The organism is Janthinobacterium sp. GW821-FHT03A03 (assembly GCF_059421435.1).
The window spans coordinates 422,300-438,672 of the sequence record NZ_JBWKUZ010000002.1 but is presented as its reverse complement, the minus strand read 5'-3'; the positions used below and the strand labels follow the sequence as shown (position 1 = coordinate 438,672).

Here is a 16,373-nt window from a genome sequence, read left to right as displayed (position 1 = left end):
GGTATAAAACGCGTGCTGCGCGGTCAAGAAACTCACGCATTCTCACGCTATATTGATTTCGGGCTGGCCCTGATGCCACCTGGATACCTACAAAAACAGTCTTGGAGATAATGATGAATTGCACTTTGAAACCGATGGCCCGCGTGGTCACCGGCTGCGTCGCCACGCTTGCCCTGGCCGCCTGCGGCAACGACACCAGCAGCGAGCAATACACGCAGCCCGTGTTCGGCGCCACCAGCTACACCCAGTTGAAAGCTGACGGATATCAATTCAAGGATATGAATCGCAACGGCAAGATCGACCCCTATGAAGACTGGCGCCTGCCGGCCGAGGCGCGTGCCGACGACTTGTTGTCGCGCATGAGCCTCGACGAAAAGGCGGGCCTGATGATGCACGGCACGGCGCCCACCGTGGCCGACCCCACCGGCATCGGCCTGGGCGGCGCGTATGACCTGGCGGCCCTGCAGGACCTGATCGTCAAGCAGTACGTCAACACTTTCATTACCCGCATGGCGGGCGACACGGCCAATATGGCGGCGCAGTACAACAAGCTGCAGGCGCTGAGCGAAACCTCGCGCCACGGCATCCCCGTGTCCATCAGCACCGACCCGCGCCACCATTTCCAGTACACGGTGGGCGCCAGCGCCGGCACCCAGGGTTTCTCGCAGTGGCCGGAAACCCTGGGCCTGGCCGCCATCGGCGACGACGCGCTGGTGCGCCGCTTCGGCGACATCGCGCGCCAGGAATACCTGGCCGTCGGCATCACGCAGGCGCTGTCGCCGCAGGCGGACCTGGCCACGGAACCGCGCTGGGCGCGCATCAACGGCACCTTTGGCGAAGACGCGGACCTGGCCAGGCGCATGGTGCAGCACTATATCGAGGGTTTTCAGGATGGCAACACTGGCCTGCATGACGGCAGCGTGGTGGCCGTCGTCAAGCATTGGGTCGGCTACGGCGCCACGAAAGAGGGCTTCGATGGCCACAATTACTATGGCCGCTACATGACCTACCCGGGCAACAATTTTGCCTATCATGTCAAGCCGTTCGAAGGGGCGTTCACGGCGAAGGCGGCTTCCGTCATGCCCACGTATGCCATGCCAGACGGCAATATCACCGTCGACGGCATCACCCTGGAGCAGGTGGGCGCCGGCTTCAGCAAGGCCTTGCTGACGGACTTGCTGCGTGGCAAATACGGCTTCGAGGGCGTGATCCTGTCCGACTGGGGCATCACGTCCGACTGCGACGCCAACTGCCGCAACGGCACTGCGCCGGGTGTCGCGCCTTCCTTCATCGGTTTCGGCACGCCGTGGGGCATGGAAGACGCCACCAAGGCCGAGCGCTACGTGAAAGCCGTGACGGCGGGGATGGACCAGTTTGGCGGCGTGACGGAAGCGCCATACCTGACGCAAGCCGTGCAGCGGGGCCAGCTGACGGAAGCGCGCCTCAACGCGTCGGCGCGGCGCATCCTGATCCAGAAATTCAAGCAGGGCCTGTTCGAGCACCCGTTCGTCGATGCGGCCAAGGCGGCCGCCGCCGTAGGCAAGGCGGAGTTCGTCGAGGCGGGCCTGGATGCCCAGCGCCGCTCGCTGGTCTTGCTGGAAAACAAGGACAAGGTCTTGCCGCTGGCGGCCAGCGTCAAGAAGGTCTACCTGTACGGCATCGATGCGGCCGTGGCGCAGCGGTACGGCTACACGGTGGTCGCCACGCCGCAGGAAGCGGACGTGGCCCTGCTGCGCGTGGCCGCGCCGTATGAAACCCTGCACCCGAACTACATCTTCGGCAGCATGCAGCACGAGGGCCGCCTCGATTACATCGACGGCAATGCCGACTACGAGGCGATCAAGAACGCGGCGAAATACGCGCCGAAGACGGTGGTCACCGTGTACCTGGACCGTCCCGCCATCCTGGCCAACGTGCAGGACAAGGCCAGCGCCATCCTTGCCAACTTCGGCGTGAGCGACGGCGCGCTGTTCGATGTTTTGACGGGCAAGGCCAGGCCGCAAGGCAAGCTGCCGTTCGAGCTGCCCTCGTCGATGGCCGAAGTGCAGGTGCAGAAATCGGACGTGCCGTATGACACGGCCCATCCGCTGTACAAGTTCGGCTACGGGCTGGGGTACTAAAACGCTGCTGTCAGGCTTGCCGGCGCCAGGCGTGGCTGTCCAGGGCGTCGATAAAGCGCGCCAGCGGCCAGCCCTGCGCCAGCGCTTCGCGCATCAGTTGCTGCTGGGTGGGCGGCGCCATGCCGCCGATCGGCTGGTCGCGGTCAAGGTTGCTGGGGAAGGCATAGCCTTCGGCGCAGGCGGCCACCGCGTGGCCGATGTCTTCGTCTGTGAGGGCGGCCTGCGCGCGCAGCGCCTGCAGGGCCGGATACAGCGCCGCGCTCATGGCGCGGCGGTCCAGCGCTTCCATGGCGCGCCCGAACGGCGACGACACCTGCAGCAGGTTGGCCATGCGGCGGATGTCGGGCGAGCGGTTATGGCCCGCCGCGTGGAACAGGGCGGGGTTGAAGAACACGGCGTCGCCGGCTGCTAGCGGCAGCTGCACGCAATGCTGCGCAAAATAGTCGCGGAACGGCCGCTGCTGCCAGGCGAGAAAACCGGCGCGGTAGCGCTGCGACCCGGGCAGGTACAGGGTGGGGCCGGAGGCCAGCGGCATGTCGCAATGGGCGACGGCGCCCTGCAAGGTGAGCATGGCCGACATCTGGTGCGCGGGCGCGGGGTAGGCGGCGCAGGCGGCGGGACTCTGGAAGCCCAGGTGGTAGTCGCGGTGCGGCGCCTGGGCCGCTCCGCCCGGGTTGACGACGTTCACTTGCGCCGTCATCTGGTAGCCGGGCCCGAGCCAGGCTTCGGCGATCCATGCGAAGACGGGATTGGCGTAGTAGCGGGCGAACGCTTCCGGCGCACGCAGGCACAGCTTTTGCTGGACGTTCCAGATGCGGTCATTCGCGCCGGCCCTGGCGAAATGGTCGCCGCCCGCCTGGCCGCTCGCGTGCTGTCCGGCGATCAGCGCCTGAAACACGCGATTGACCTGTTCCAGGCACTCCATGTCGGTGACGGCGCGTTGCAGCACGATGACGCCGGGACCGTCCAGCAGCGCCTGGCCCCATTCGGCCTGCAGCGCGCGCAAAGCCAGCGGCTTGCCAGCCAGTGCGCGCACCTGGTCGCAGTCGTAGACGAGAATGTTTTCTTCCACTGAAGCGGCGTGGGGATAGTCGGCCAGCGCCGTGCGGCGGTCGACGGTACGGATGAAGTCCTGCAGGTCGCAGTGTTCCGGCGTCAGCCAGTAGGGGGCTGGCGGCGCGGCGGTGGCGGTGGTGGGCATGCGGTGTCTCCTGATGTTGTAGAAATAGGTTGTAGAATCAGTATAGGGATGAACATCCGCATTTATCATCAAGAAATCCATCAAAAAACCATCAATTCTTTAAAATGGACATGGCATGACGCATCCCTTTCCCGTCAAGGTCGTGGCGCTGCAGGCCGGCGTCAGCGTGGCCACGGTCGACCGCGTGATCAGGCAGCGCGGCGGCGTGCACGCCAATACCGTGCGCCGCGTGATGCAGGCGCTCGATGAACTGGCGCGGCAAAGCACGCAGGTGGGCCTGGCCGGCAGAAAATTCATGCTCGACGTGCTGATGGTGGCGCCGCGCCGCTTCACGGACGCCGTGCGCGCCGCGCTGGAGGCGGAGCTGCCGTCGCTGCATCCGGCCGTGCTGCGCTCGCGCTTTCACCTGCATGAAACGCTGGACGTGGACGGCATCGTCGGACTGCTCGAGCGCATCCGCAAGAACGGCAGCCACGGCGTGCTGCTGAAAGCGCCGGACTTGCCAGCGGTGGCGGAAGCGGTGAACCGGCTGGCGGCTGCCGGCATCCCCGTCGTGACCCTGGTGACGGACTTGCCGGGCTCCGCGCGCCGCAGCTACGTGGGCATGGATAACCGCGCGGCGGGCGAGACGGCCGCCTGCCTGGTCGGCCAGTGGCTGGGCAGCCGGAAAAAACAGCAGGTGCTGGTGACCCTGAGCAGCAACCGCTTTCACGGCGAGGAAGAGCGCGAGATCGGCTTTCGCCGCGCGCTGCGCGAACGGCACCGCCATTTATCCGTCGTTGAAGTGAGCGAGGGCCATGGCATCGACGGCGCCACGGGTGCGCTGGTGCGCCAGGCGCTGGCCAGCCATCCCGGCATCGCCGCCGTGTACTCGATCGGCGGCGGCAATGCCGCCATCGCGCAGGCGTTCGCGCAGGCGGGGCGCGCTTGCCAGGTCTTCATCGGCCACGACCTCGATGCGGACAATGTGGCGCTGCTCAGGGCGGGCGCCATCCAGGCCGTGCTGCACCACGACCTGGGCCGGGACATGCGCCGCGCCTGCCAGGATATCCTGCGGGCGCAGGGCGCGCTGCCCGCCCTGGCGCAAGCGCCGTCGCTGTCCGCCATCCAGATCGTCACGCCGTGGAATCTGCCGGCCCTGAATGGCCTGAATTGACAGGCATGCAAGGCTGGCCGATACTCGCCGCTTCGCTCATCGCTCACCCCAGGAAGGAAATCCCCGATGTCCGTCGCCCCGAAATTGCACCGCACCGTGCTGGCCGCCTTGCTTTCCATCGCATTTGCCATGCCCGCCATGGCCGCTGGCCCCGCAGCCCCGGCCACCGCCAGCGCCTCTTCCGCCTGGGTCGAGGCCAGCAACCGCAACGCGGCCATCGTGCTGGCGGCGCAGGCGCAGTTCTCGCCCGAAGACGCGTCCGACAGGGGGCTGGCGCAGTACGACGGCCTGGCCGCCGACCTGGGACCGGACATCGCCGGGCGCCAGGTGGCGGCCATGCGGAAGGCGCGCGCGCAATTGCAGCAGAAGCTGGAACTGGAACGCGACGAACGCATCCGCCAGGACCTGGAAATTCTGATCGGCGCCGTCGACCAGGAAATCGCCGGCACCGAGCTGGAAGCCAAATACTCCCTGCCATGGGTCGATGTGCCGCAAATGGTCTTTGGCAGCATGCAAAGCCTGCTGCAGGAACAGCGCCCGGCCGCGCGCCGCGCCAAGGCGCTGGAACGCCTGCAGCGCTACGTGGGCCAGTGCCCGGGCAGCACGCCGATCACGCAGCAGGCCAAGGCGCGCTTCACCGGGCAAATCGGCAGGCCCGGCCTGGCCGGTCCCGTGCGCCTGCAGGTGGCGCAGTCGCTGGAAAACGTGCCGACGTATATCGCCGGCATCCGCAAGCTGTTTGCCGACATGCGCATCGCGGGCGCTGAACCGGCGCTGGCGGCCATGGAACAGCAGTTGAACGAGTATGCGGCGTGGGAAAGGCAAGTGGTGCTGCCGCTGTCGCGCACGGATTTCCGCATGGCGCCCGAGCTGTACGCGTTTCGCCTGAAGCAGGTGGGCATCGATATCGAGCCGCGCGCGCTGGTCGAACGGGCGCAGGTGGCTTATCTGGAAACGCGCGCCGCCATGCAGGCGCTGGCGCCCGTGGTGGCGGCCAAACTGGCCCTGAAAGGCGTCGACGGTAGCGATTACCGCCAGGTGCTGCGCGCGCTGAAGAGCGATTCCATCCCGAACGCGCAGCTTGAGGCGCACTACAAGGGCGTCAATACCCAGCTCGAGGAACGCATCGCCCGGCAGCGCGTGGTCGATATCCCTGCGCGCGCCATGACCATGCGCCTGGCGTCAAGCGCCGAATCGGCGGCCCAGCCGGCCCCGCACATGCGTCCGCCTCCGCTGATCGGCAATACGGGCGAGCACGGCCAGTTCGTCCTTCCCGTCAGCAATCCGGCCGCCAGCGGCAAGGGCGAGGCGTATGACGACTTCAATTTCGCGGGCGCCGCCTGGACCCTGAGCGCGCACGAGGGCCGCCCCGGCCACGAGCTGCAGTTCAGCGCCATGGTGGAGCGGGGCGTGTCGCAGGCGCGCAGCCTGTACGCGTTCAACAGCGTCAACGTGGAAGGCTGGGCGCTGTACGCGGAAGCGGAAATGATCCCGTACGAGCCGGCCGAAGGCCAGTTCATCGCGCTGCAGTTCCGCATGCTGCGCGCGGCGCGCGCCATGCTCGACCCGATGCTGAACCTGGGGCAAGTCACGCGCGAAGAGGCGGGGCGCATCCTGACGGACGAAGTGATGCTGTCGAAAGCGATGGCGCGCCAGGAACTGGACCGCTATACCTTCAACATGCCGGGCCAGGCGGGCAGCTATTTCTACGGCTATACGCGCATCCTGCAGCTGCGCGCGGAAACGGAGCTGGCGCTGGGAGACCAATTCGACCGCCTGGCCTTCAACAACTTCCTGCTGGGACAGGGCTTGCTGCCGCCGGACTTGCTGGCCAAGGCCGTGCGCGAACACTTCATCCCCGGGCAGAGAAAAGCCAGGGGCTGACGGCGGGCGACTCCGCACCGCATACCCTATACTGGCGTCCTTGAATGATGACCGGGTATGGCTGCATGTGGCGTGGGATCGTATTTGGCTTGCTGGCCGGCGCCTTCTGGGGCGCCGTTTTCATTGTGCCCGTCTTGCTGCCGGACTTCTCTCCGGCCGAGCTGATGGTGGGCCGCTACGTCTGCTATGGCGCGCTGGCGGCCGGCCTGATGCTGCCGCGCCTCTTGCCCCTGCTGCGCCGGCTGCGGCGCGGCGACTGGCTGGCCATGCTGCGCCAGGCGCTGGCGGGCAATGTCGTGTATTACCTGCTGCTGGCGTATGGCGTCAAGCTGGCTGGCGTGGCGCCCACCTCGCTGATCATCGGTTTGCTGCTCCTGAGCGTGACGATTTTCGGCCACAAGGACCACGGCGCGCTGCCGCTGCGCCGCCTGGCCTTGCCGCTGCTGGTGGTGGCCGCGGGCATCGCCTGCATCAATGTCGATGTCTTCAGCCATGCCGGCGGCGCGGGCGCGGGCGGCGCCAGCCTGGCGCAGAAGCTGCCCGGCGTGCTGTGCGCCATCGGCGCGCTCGCGTGCTGGACCTGGTATGCGCTCGACAATGCCCGCTTCCTCAAGCGCCATGCGCATGTCAGCGCCGTGGAGTGGGCCATGCTGTATGGCCTGGCCAGCGGCGTCATCGCCCTGGCCGTGGGCGCCGGGATGCTGGCGCTGCAGCCGGCGGGCGGAGCCGATGGCGGTCCTGCGCGCGACTGGCCCCGCTTCTGGCTTGTGTGCCTGCTGCTGGCGCTGGGCGCTTCCGTGATCGGCAACTACCTGTGGAATCTGGCGTCGCGCCTGGTGCCGGTGACCCTGTCGGGCCAGCTGATCCTGTCGGAGACCCTGTTCGCGCTGCTGTACGGCTTTATCTACGCGCAGCGCATGCCGCGCCTGCTGGAGTGGGCGGCCATGCTCTTGCTGACGGCGGGCGTGCTGTGGTCCGTGCAGCGGCATGCGCACGAGGAAGGCGAAGGGCGGGGAGAAGGGCGTGGGGCAGGGCGGACGTAGCGAAAAATACATCGTTGCCAGCCCGCCGTTTGCACTGGGCCGGCCGTATAATGACGCTCATTTGCCGGCCACCCAGGGAGCTCCGCTTGCAGTTACCGATCCGTTATCCGAACATGCCGCAACTGCTGCTGAAGGCGCGCGACAGCCTGCTCCAGCATTTCCGCCCCATCCTCAATCACTTCGGCGTGACGGAGCAGCAGTGGCGCATCATGCGCGCGCTGAATGAAAGCCCGACCCTGGAACCGCGCGAACTGTGCGAGATCTGCCAGATTTCCAGTCCCAGCATGAGCGGCATCCTGGCGCGCATGGAAGAAATCGGCCTGATCGGGCGCAGCAAGTTCGAAGGCGACCAGCGCCGCCGCAAGGTGCACCTGTCGGAAGCGGGCGCCAGCCTGCTGCTGCAGATGGGCAAGCTCATCGACTTGCAGTACGCCCACCTGGAAGACGCTTACGGCAAGCAGGTGTTCGACGACATGCGCGACGCGCTCGAAGCGTTCATCGCCCTGGAAAACCTGCCGGTGGCGCCCGCCATCCTGCGCTGAGCGGCGTTCGCCGACGGCTGCCTTCCGCCACTTCCCCTGATCCCCCGGGCGCGTGCCTTCTGTCACGCGCCACCGCCGTTTTCGCCGCGCCTGCCATGGTCAGCGCCGCAGTTTGCGGGGCTTGCGCCCGCCCGCACCCCTGTTTTGCTATAAGACTACGCCTTACAGTCAATCACTTACATGTGAGTAAATAAGCGTATAATTTGTCTCACTTGATCCACATCAAGAAGAAAAGCGGACGTTCCGGTCATTGGGCCGGACGGCAATGCGGCGCCGCGCCCGGTAGCACGCCACCACGGCGGCAATACTTGTCGGACGTACAATAAATCAGGAAAATTCAGGAAAACAATGAAAAATATTTGCATGCGCGCAGTCGCGCTGGCCACCGTTTCACTCGCCGGCGCAAACGTTTGCGCCCAAAGCAATGTCAGCATTTATGGCGTGGTCGACGCGGCCACCGCCTACGCGAGCAACCAGGGCGGCAACTCGACCACCTATATGCGCAGCGGCAGCTTGTCGGCCAGTAAAATCGGTTTCCAGGGCGTGGAAGACCTGGGCGGCGACCTGAAGGCGCTGTTCCTGCTGGAAAACGGCTTTGAAAGCGACACGGGCGCGCAAAGTTCCGCCAGCAGCCTGTTCAACCGCCAGGCATGGGTGGGCCTGCAATCGCAAGCCTACGGCAGCCTGACGGCCGGCCGCCAGTACACGCCGTACTACCTGCTGGTCGGCTCCCTGGCGTCGAGCAATATCCTGACGGGCGCCACGGGCGCGCATCCGGGCGACATCGACGGCCTCGATACGACCGTGCGCATCAGCAATTCCATTACCTACAGCATGCCCGCCTGGCGCGGCCTGCAGGCCAGCGCGCAATACGGCTTCGGCGAAGCGGCCGACGGCAATGCCGCGGGCAGCAGCTTCAGCGCCGCCGTCAAGTACAGCAGCTCGCCGGCCGAATTCGCGCTCGGCTACCTGAAACTGAAAAATGGCGAAAATGCCATGGGCTGGAGCGACAGCGCCTCGGGCAGCATCGGCATCTCGGCCATCAACCGGGGCTACGCCTCGGCCGACAGCATCGAATTCATCGCCGCCAGCGCGCGCTACACCATGGGCAAGTGGATGGTGGGCGCCAACGCCAGCAACGTGCAATACCAGGCGGGCAGCCATTCCACGTTCCGCGACACGGCCATCTTCAACACGGCCGGCCTGATCGCCAGCTACCAGTGGACGCCGCAGTGGTTCCTGTCCGCCGGCTACAGCGACACCTACGCCAGCCGCGCCAACGGCATCGCCGACCGCGCGCGCTACCGCCAGCTGTCGTTCGAGCAGAATTATGCGCTGTCCAAGCGCACGGCGGTCTACCTGATCGAAGCGCGCCAGCTGGCGCGCGGCCAGACCCTGGGCCAGAACGGCGCCATCGTCGACGCCGTCGCCTCGGTCGGCGATTCGCAAAACGGCACGCCGTCGTCGAACGGCGGCCAGACGGTGGTCATGGTCGGTCTCAAGCACTCTTTCTGAACGGTTGCGGAACGCACGGGAGCTTCAATTGGGCGCTGCACATCACAAGGAGGGCCGCGGCCCCTTGAATCCCGGCCGCCGCATGGTGCTGGGCGGCTTGCTGTCGGCGTCGGCCGCGGCGCTGATTCCCTGGGCGCTGGCCGAACCGGTCGTCAATGCGGAGCAGGGCGAAATCGTCGCCCGTTTCCGCAACACGACGCGCCGCAGCGACTGGATGTCGCCGTATCCGTCCGTCGCCACGGCGCCGCACCCGATCTACCCGCCCAAGGACAACGGCCACCTGCAGCAGGCCGGCCCGTATCCGTACCCGGCCGAATACATCCGCCAGTTCGGCGGCACCTCGTGGCACTGGGCCGCGCAGGCCTGGCGCAACGTGCCGAACGACTTCCGCATCCATACCTTGTACGGCGTGGGCGTTGACTGGCCCATCAGCTACGCAGACCTGGAGCCGTGCTACCAGGAAGCGGAAGAGATCATGGGCGTCTCGGGCGCGGACAACACCGGGTCGCCGCGCCAGCAGGCCTTCCCGATGGATCCCGTGACGGAGCCGTACGCCACGCGCCGCATCCGCGAACGCCTCGACCCGTCGTTCAAGGTGGTGGGCAACACGGTGGCGCGCAACAGCGTCGGCCATGATGGCCGCCCGGCCTGCTGAGGCAACAACAGCTGCCAGCCGATCTGCCCCATCGACGCGCAGTACCACGGCGGCATCGCCGCTTAGCAGGCGGAAGACGCGGGCGTGAAGATCGTCTGCAACGCCAATGTCTACAAGCTGGAACACGACGCGCAGGGCCGCATCACGGCCGCCCTGTACTACGGCGTGGATAAAAAAAGCCACCGGGTCACGGCCAGGACCTTCATCCTGGCCGCCAACGGCATCGAAAGCCCGCGCCTGCTGCTCGTTTCCGCCTCGGAAAAATACCCGAACGGCCTGGCCAACAGCAGCGACATGGTGGGCCGCAACCTGATGGACCACCCGAGCACCTCGATCACCTTCGACGCCGATGAAGACCTGTGGCTGGGCCGGGGGCCGCAAAGCCCCAATTCCATCGACACCATGCGCGACGGCGATTTCCGCAGCGAACACTCGCCGTACCGCCTCGACTTCACGAACATCTCGCGCGTCGATGGCGCGCCAGGGAATTGATCGGCAAGGGCGTGTTTGGCGCCCAATTCGAACAGCAGCTGCGTTTCCGCTCGGTCCGCGAAATGAGCCTGAAAAACGTGCTGGAAGTGCTGCCGAACCCGGAAAACCGCATCGCCCTGAGCAGCGAAAAGGATGCCATGGGCATCCCCAAGCCGCAGGCGCATTATGCGATCGACGAGTACGCCAGGCGCGGCCACGCGCGCTCGAAGCAGGATTTCGAGCAGATCGCCAGGCTGATGGGCGGCAGCAATCCGCGCCACAGCAAGGAAGGCGTGTTCGCCAACAACCAGCACATCTGCGGCACCCTGTCGATGGGTTCCGACCCGGCCAGGGCCGTGTGCGACCAGTGGGGCCGCGCGTTTGACCATGCCAACCTGTTCCTGTGCAGCACCGGCGTGCTGCCCACGTCCGGCACCTGCAATTCGACGGAAAACGGCCTGGCCGTGGCCTTGCGCACCGTCAAGCACATCCTTGACGTACAACAGGGAGCAACAGCATGATGGCGGCCTGCAGAATGGCGGCCGGCGCCGCCTTGCTGTCCCTGGCCTTGCCCGTGCTGGCGGCGCAAGCGCCGGGCGCCGATGTGCAGGCGATCGAGCGTGGCCGCTACCTGGCCACGGCGGGCGACTGCATCGCCTGCCATAGCGCGCCTGGCGGCAAGCCGATGGCGGGCGGCCTGTCCCTGGCCACGCCGCTGGGGGCCATTGTCGCCACCAACATCACGCCGTCGACAACGCGCGGCATCGGCAACTACACGCTCAAGCAGTTTTCCGACGCCGTGCGCCATGGCGTGCGGGCCGATGGCGCCAGTCTGTACCCGGCCATGCCCTACACGGCCTACGCCAGGGTGACGGACGACGACACGGCGGCCCTGTACGCCTACTTCATGCATGGCGTGGCGGCGGTCGATACTGCGCCGGCGCAAAAGACGGACTTGCCGTTCCCGTTCAACATCCGCCTGTCGATGGCGGGCTGGAATTGGCTCTTCCTCGATAAAAAGCCGTTCGTCGCCGATGCGGCGAAAAGCATGGAGTGGAACCGCGGCGCCTACCTGGCGCAAGGGCTGGCCCACTGCAGCACCTGCCACACGCCGCGCAATGCGCTGATGGCCGAGCAGCTGTCGAAACAGCTGGGCGGCGCGGACCTGGGCACCTGGCATGCGCCGAACATCAGCTCGGACGTGAACAGCGGCGTGGGCGGCTGGAGCCAGCAGGAGCTCGCCGGCTACCTGCGCACGGGCCGCGCGGCCGGCAAGGCGCAGGCGGCGGGACCGATGGCCGAAGCCATCGACCATAGCCTGAAGCACTTGAGCGACGCGGACCTGAGCGCCATCGCGCACTACGTCAAGAGCGTGCCGGCCATCCGCGACAAGGCCGACACCAGGCCGGTAACGCAATGGGGCCAGGCGGGACGAACTGGCTGCCAACCGCGGCGTGGCGCTGCCGCAAAACCTCAGCAAGATGTCGGACGCGCAGCTGTACGATGCGCAGTGCGCCAGCTGCCACCAGGCCCGGGGCGAGGACAGTTTCGACGGCAGCCTGCCGCCGCTGTTCCACAACTCGGTGACGGGCCGCAGCAACAGCAACAACCTGGTGATGGCGATACTCGATGGCGTGGACCGGCAGGATGGCGGCAGCGGACATTTGATGCCCGTCTTCCGCCAGACCCTGTCGGACGAGCAGATCGTCACCCTCGGTAATTACGTGCAGACGATGTACGGCAATCCTGACGTCAAGGTGACGGCGGAGCAGGTGACGACCTTGCGCAACGGCGGCGCGCCGTCGAACCTGATCGGCCTGGCCCGCGCCGGCATCATCGTCGGCGTGCTGGTGCTGCTGGCCTTGCTGCTGTGGTGGCGCGGACGCCGGCGCAAGGACGTCCAAGCACCTTAAAGACAAAGCCTGATACGGAAGCGGGGGCCAGACTGGAGAGTCTGGCCCCTTTTTTATGCCGCGAAGCCGCCGTCGATCTTCAGTCCCGCGCCCGTGACGAAGGCCGCTTCCGCGCTGGCCAGGTAGGCCACCATGCCGGCGATTTCATCGGCCGTGCCGTGGCGGGGCAGCGCCATCAGGCCGTGCATCAGGTCCGCGAAGTCGCCCGTGGGCGGGTTCATGTCGGTGGCGACGGGGCCAGGTTCCACGTTGTTGATGGTGATGCCGCGTGGGCCCAGGTCGCGCGACAGGCCTTGCGTCAGGCCGATCAGCGCCGATTTGCTCATGGCGTAGGCGGCCGCGCCGCCGAACGGCATGCGGTGCGCATTCGTGCTGCCGATGTTGATGATGCGCCCGCCCGTTGGCATGTGCGCCACGGCCGCCTTGATGGCGACGAACACGGCGCGCACGTTGACGGCAATCGTCTTGTCGAAGTCTTCCAGCGAAAAATCGTCGATGGCGCCGGGCAGGAACACGCCCGCGTTGTTGATCAGGATGTCGAGGCGGCCGAACTGCGCCGCCACCCTGGCGATGGCGGCCGTCAGGGCCGCGGCGTCGGCCGCATCGGCCTGCACGCCCTGCGCCGTGCCGCCTGCCGCCTCCACCGTGGCGGCCAGCGCCTGCGCTTCGGCGGCCGAGCTTTGATAGGTGAAGACGACGGTGGCGCCCTGGCTGGCCAGGCGCCGGACGATGGCCGCGCCGATGCCGCGCGAGCCGCCCGTCACAAAGGCGATCTTGTCGTGCAGCGGACGGGAGGAGGTGGTGGCTTGGGTTTGCATGATGGGCTTTCTGTGTGGTGGAGAAGATGCAGCCAGTATCGGCCATGCATTGCCTGCGCGGTAGCCATGAATCGCTACAATCAATTTCAACTATAAGTATCAAATGAGCGGGTAGAATGGGCGCATGGACGCCCTCAATCATTTGCAATCGTTTGTGCTGTCCGCCGAACTGGGCAGCTTTTCGGCGGCCGCGCGCCGCCTGGGGCTGACGCCGGCCGCCGTCAGCAAGAACGTGGCGCGGCTGGAAACGAGCCTGGGCCTGCGCCTGTTCCAGCGCAGCACGCGCCGCCTGACCCTGACGGAAGGGGGCGAGCGCTTCCTGCAGCAGATAGGCGGCGCCCTGACGACCCTGCGCGAGGCCATCGCCGGCGTGGCGGAAGAGGGCGGCCAGCCGGCCGGCATCCTGAAGATCAGCATGGCGCCGTCGTTCGGGCGCAGCTACGTGGTGCCGCTGCTGGGCGAATTCATCGCGCGCTACCCGGGCGTCATCCCCGACTGCCATTTCGACAACCGGCAGGTGGATTTGATCGGCGAGGGGTTTGATGTCGCCATCGGCGGCGGCATCGAATTGACGCCGGGCGTGGTGGCGCGCGAGCTGGGCCACGCCCACGTTGTCGCCACGGCGTCGCCCGCCTTCATGCAGGGCAAGACCATGCCCGCGCATCCGCTGGATCTGGCGCAATTGGACGGCGTGGCGCGCCGCTCGGCCGGCAGCGGACGCCTGCGCAGCTGGATACTGCGCGACGGGCAGGGCGGCGAAGGCGTGGCCGAATGCCGGCCGCGCGCCATCTTCGACGACCCGGACGCGATGGCGCAGGCGGCTGTCATGGGCGTCGGCGTGGCGCTGCTGCCCATGCCGCACGCGCTGGCCCACTTGCGCAGCGGCGCGTTGATCCGCCTGCTGCCCGGCTGGCATGCCGATTCCGGCCCCCTGTCCGTGTACTATCCCAGCAAGAAACTCCTGCCCGCGAAGACGCGCGTGTTTGTCGATTTTTTGCTGGAGCAGTTCCGCCAGCGCGATTTCGCCGCGCAGATGCGGGCCGATTAAACGATGAAAAATTATCATGCATAGTAATTACAGCCTGTTTTACACCTTTGACGGCGATCAACCCTCGCATTTCCGCGAAGCGCGCGTGTTCGGCGCGACCGTGTGGACGGCCGCCGGCGCGGCCATGACCTGGGGCGAGGAGACGCGCACGCACTACGCCAGCGAGGCCGAGGCGCAGGCCGCGTACGGCGCCCGGTGCCAGGCGGCCCTCGCCGATGGCTACGCCTTGGCGCGCGCCAGCGTCATCGACCCGGCAGTGTTTGATTTCGCGCAGCTGCAAGCGCTGGTGGCGCACGCCGCGCGCCGGGCTGTCGACTGCGTGCGCCGCGCGCATCCGGAACAGCACATCGACGCTTTCGCGCTGGTGAGCGACGACAGCGCGATGACCATCGGCTGCATGGCGAACAGCCGCGAAGCGCTGGCCGCCTCGGAATACGGCGAAGAGATGCTGTGGAACCCGGCCGAATGGGCGTTTGACGAAGGTGGCGCCTGTTTCGACAGCGCCTACCGCTTGCTGCTGCAGGCGCACCGCGAGCTGCCGTTCGACGTCGCATTCGCCACCTTCCGCGCCGGCGTGTTCGACGCCTGCATCGCGGCGCTGGCGCAGCTCGGCGCCGAAGGGGTATTCGGCACGGGCGACGAGCGCGACGATTGCGTGCTGCTGTTCGAGGTCAGCGACAGCGGGCCGCTGGAAGGCGCGATGGCGCGTCTGAATCCGCCGGCCGTGGTGGCGCGTTTCGAGGCGTGGATGGCCAGCTGGGCTGATTGATGCCTATGCCGCCACCAGCCTGAGTCGCGTAATCTCCGCCGGCGCCCCGATGCGCTTGGGCGGGCCCCAGTAACCGGTGCCGCGGCTGACGTAAATCCACAGGCGGCCTTGCCGGTGCAGGCCCGCCACGTAGGGCTGCTGCAGCGGCACGAACAGGTTCCAGGGCCAGAACTGGCCGCCGTGCGTGTGGCCTGACAATTGCAGGTCGTAGCCGGCCGCTTCCGCCTCGGGCGCGCTGCGCGGCTGGTGCGCCAGCAGGATGCGGAGGATATCGGCTGGCGCGCCGGCGATGGCGGCCTGCGGGTCGCTGCGCTGATCCGTATCAAAGGCGCCGGCATTGAAATCGGTGACGCCGGCGATCGCCAGGCGCGCGCCGTCGTGTTCGAGCACCGCATGTTCGTTCATCAGCACGCGCAAGCCCAGGCGGCGAAATTCCGCCACCCACGGCGCGGCGCCCGAATAGTATTCGTGGTTGCCCGTGACGAGAAACACGCCGTGGCGCGCCCGGAGATCGCCGAGCGGCGCCGTATGCGCGCCCAATTGGGCCACCGTGCCGTCGACCACGTCGCCCGTGATGGCGATGAGGTCCGCCTGCAGGCCGTTGGCGCGCGCCACGATGGCCTCCACGTAGGCGCGCTTGATGGTGGCGCCCACGTGGATGTCGCTCAGCTGCACGATGCTGTAACCGTGCAGGGCGGCCGGCAGGCCGGCGATCGGCACGTCGACTTCGCGCACGCGCGCCACCCGCCGGGCGTTGATGAAGCCAAGGATGGTGGCCAGCAGGGCCACGGCCAGCGCCGCCACGGCGGAGGCCTGGGCGTGCGGGCGCGTGGCGGGAATCAGCAGCAGCAGTTCGCGCAGCGCGGTGAGCACGAACAGCGAGGAAAAAAAGCCCATGCACAGCGAGCCGGCCCAGCTCAGGCGGTCGGCCAGGCGCGCGTCATGGGTGACGGCGCGGGCGAAGATGGTCATCGGCATGAGCATGGTCGAGGCCAGCAGGACGGCGCCGCCGGCCAGCCAGCCGGCCGGGCCGACGGGCAGCGCAGGCAGCAGCAGCCAGCCCAGCAGGGCGTGCAGGGCGCCCAGTATCATGGTGATGCGCAGCAGCGGCGTGCGGGTTTTCATGTCGTGGTTCCAGGGGGAGGCATGCAGGCATGCGGGCAGGCGCGGCGGCGCCGGACGTCGCCGCCGCGCCTGCGCCGATTATAGCCGACCGCCGATATGCCGGCGGCGGCCGC

14 protein-coding genes and 1 pseudogene are annotated in these 16,373 nt (G+C 67.2%); 12 read left to right on the top strand and 3 right to left on the bottom strand.

What is annotated here, in order from left to right:
* Nucleotides 1-110 precede the first annotated feature (110 nt).
* Nucleotides 111-2,120 carry a glycoside hydrolase family 3 protein gene (locus AC07VI_RS08610; protein WP_492994414.1) on the top strand — a complete coding sequence of 670 codons (2,010 nt, stop codon included), beginning with the start codon at nucleotides 111-113 and terminating at the stop codon, nucleotides 2,118-2,120.
* 10 nt (nucleotides 2,121-2,130) lie between these two features.
* On the opposite strand, the gene AC07VI_RS08605 is transcribed toward AC07VI_RS08610, so the two are convergent.
* Entirely contained in the window at nucleotides 2,131-3,321 is a 1,191-nt protein-coding gene (locus AC07VI_RS08605; RefSeq protein ID WP_099419744.1) for a phytanoyl-CoA dioxygenase family protein, read from the bottom strand.
* A 115-nt stretch (nucleotides 3,322-3,436) separates the two neighbouring features.
* On the opposite strand from AC07VI_RS08605, the gene AC07VI_RS08600 reads away from it, so the two are divergent.
* The 9 genes and pseudogenes from AC07VI_RS08600 (at nucleotide 3,437) to AC07VI_RS08560 (ending at nucleotide 12,500) form a co-directional block, all read left to right on the top strand.
* The gene (locus AC07VI_RS08600) at nucleotides 3,437-4,477 is read left to right on the top strand and encodes a LacI family DNA-binding transcriptional regulator (RefSeq protein WP_086145413.1); all 1,041 of its coding nucleotides are present in this window, start codon (nucleotides 3,437-3,439) and stop codon (nucleotides 4,475-4,477) included.
* 66 nt (nucleotides 4,478-4,543) lie between these two features.
* On the top strand, nucleotides 4,544-6,361 hold the full coding sequence (locus AC07VI_RS08595; RefSeq protein WP_216356335.1) for a DUF885 domain-containing protein: 1,818 nt from the start codon (nucleotides 4,544-4,546) through the stop codon (nucleotides 6,359-6,361).
* Between the two features lie 65 nt (nucleotides 6,362-6,426).
* Nucleotides 6,427-7,404, top strand: a complete 978-nt coding sequence (locus AC07VI_RS08590; protein ID WP_492994413.1) for a DMT family transporter — start codon at nucleotides 6,427-6,429, stop codon at nucleotides 7,402-7,404.
* An 86-nt stretch (nucleotides 7,405-7,490) separates the two neighbouring features.
* A complete protein-coding gene (hpaR, locus tag AC07VI_RS08585; protein ID WP_226935702.1) occupies nucleotides 7,491-7,946 on the top strand; it encodes a homoprotocatechuate degradation operon regulator HpaR in 456 nt (151 codons plus the stop codon).
* A 348-nt stretch (nucleotides 7,947-8,294) separates the two neighbouring features.
* Complete coding sequence (locus AC07VI_RS08580; RefSeq protein WP_492994412.1) at nucleotides 8,295-9,461, top strand: porin; 1,167 nt, start codon at nucleotides 8,295-8,297, stop codon at nucleotides 9,459-9,461.
* Nucleotides 9,462-9,489: 28 nt separating this feature from the next.
* Nucleotides 9,490-10,116, top strand: a complete 627-nt coding sequence (locus tag AC07VI_RS08575) for a hypothetical protein (protein ID WP_492994411.1) — start codon at nucleotides 9,490-9,492, stop codon at nucleotides 10,114-10,116.
* A gap of 84 nt (nucleotides 10,117-10,200) precedes the next feature.
* Nucleotides 10,201-10,608 carry a GMC family oxidoreductase N-terminal domain-containing protein gene (locus AC07VI_RS08570; protein ID WP_492994410.1) on the top strand — a complete coding sequence of 136 codons (408 nt, stop codon included), beginning with the start codon at nucleotides 10,201-10,203 and terminating at the stop codon, nucleotides 10,606-10,608.
* 11 nt (nucleotides 10,609-10,619) lie between these two features.
* The gene (locus AC07VI_RS08565; protein WP_492994409.1) at nucleotides 10,620-11,108 is read left to right on the top strand and encodes a GMC family oxidoreductase; all 489 of its coding nucleotides are present in this window, start codon (nucleotides 10,620-10,622) and stop codon (nucleotides 11,106-11,108) included.
* Nucleotides 11,105-12,500 (top strand): annotated as a pseudogene (locus AC07VI_RS08560) (c-type cytochrome). Before AC07VI_RS08565 ends, AC07VI_RS08560 begins: the two are co-directional and overlap by 4 nt.
* Nucleotides 12,501-12,553: 53 nt before the next feature.
* On the opposite strand, the gene AC07VI_RS08555 reads toward AC07VI_RS08560, so the two are convergent.
* Entirely contained in the window at nucleotides 12,554-13,318 is a 765-nt protein-coding gene (locus AC07VI_RS08555; protein ID WP_492994408.1) for an SDR family oxidoreductase, read from the bottom strand.
* 124 nt (nucleotides 13,319-13,442) lie between these two features.
* On the opposite strand from AC07VI_RS08555, the gene AC07VI_RS08550 reads away from it, so the two are divergent.
* Nucleotides 13,443-14,366 carry a LysR family transcriptional regulator gene (locus tag AC07VI_RS08550; protein WP_492994407.1) on the top strand — a complete coding sequence of 308 codons (924 nt, stop codon included), beginning with the start codon at nucleotides 13,443-13,445 and terminating at the stop codon, nucleotides 14,364-14,366.
* Between the two features lie 16 nt (nucleotides 14,367-14,382).
* Nucleotides 14,383-15,135 (top strand): DUF4303 domain-containing protein, encoded by a 753-nt coding sequence (locus AC07VI_RS08545; RefSeq protein ID WP_099419747.1) that lies wholly within the window; start codon nucleotides 14,383-14,385, stop codon nucleotides 15,133-15,135.
* A gap of 3 nt (nucleotides 15,136-15,138) precedes the next feature.
* Here AC07VI_RS08545 and AC07VI_RS08540 read toward each other — a convergent pair whose 3' ends face one another.
* Nucleotides 15,139-16,260: a metallophosphoesterase gene (locus AC07VI_RS08540; protein WP_492994406.1), complete on the bottom strand. Its 1,122-nt coding sequence runs from the start codon at nucleotides 16,258-16,260 to the stop codon at nucleotides 15,139-15,141.
* Between the last annotated feature and the right edge of the window lie 113 nt (nucleotides 16,261-16,373).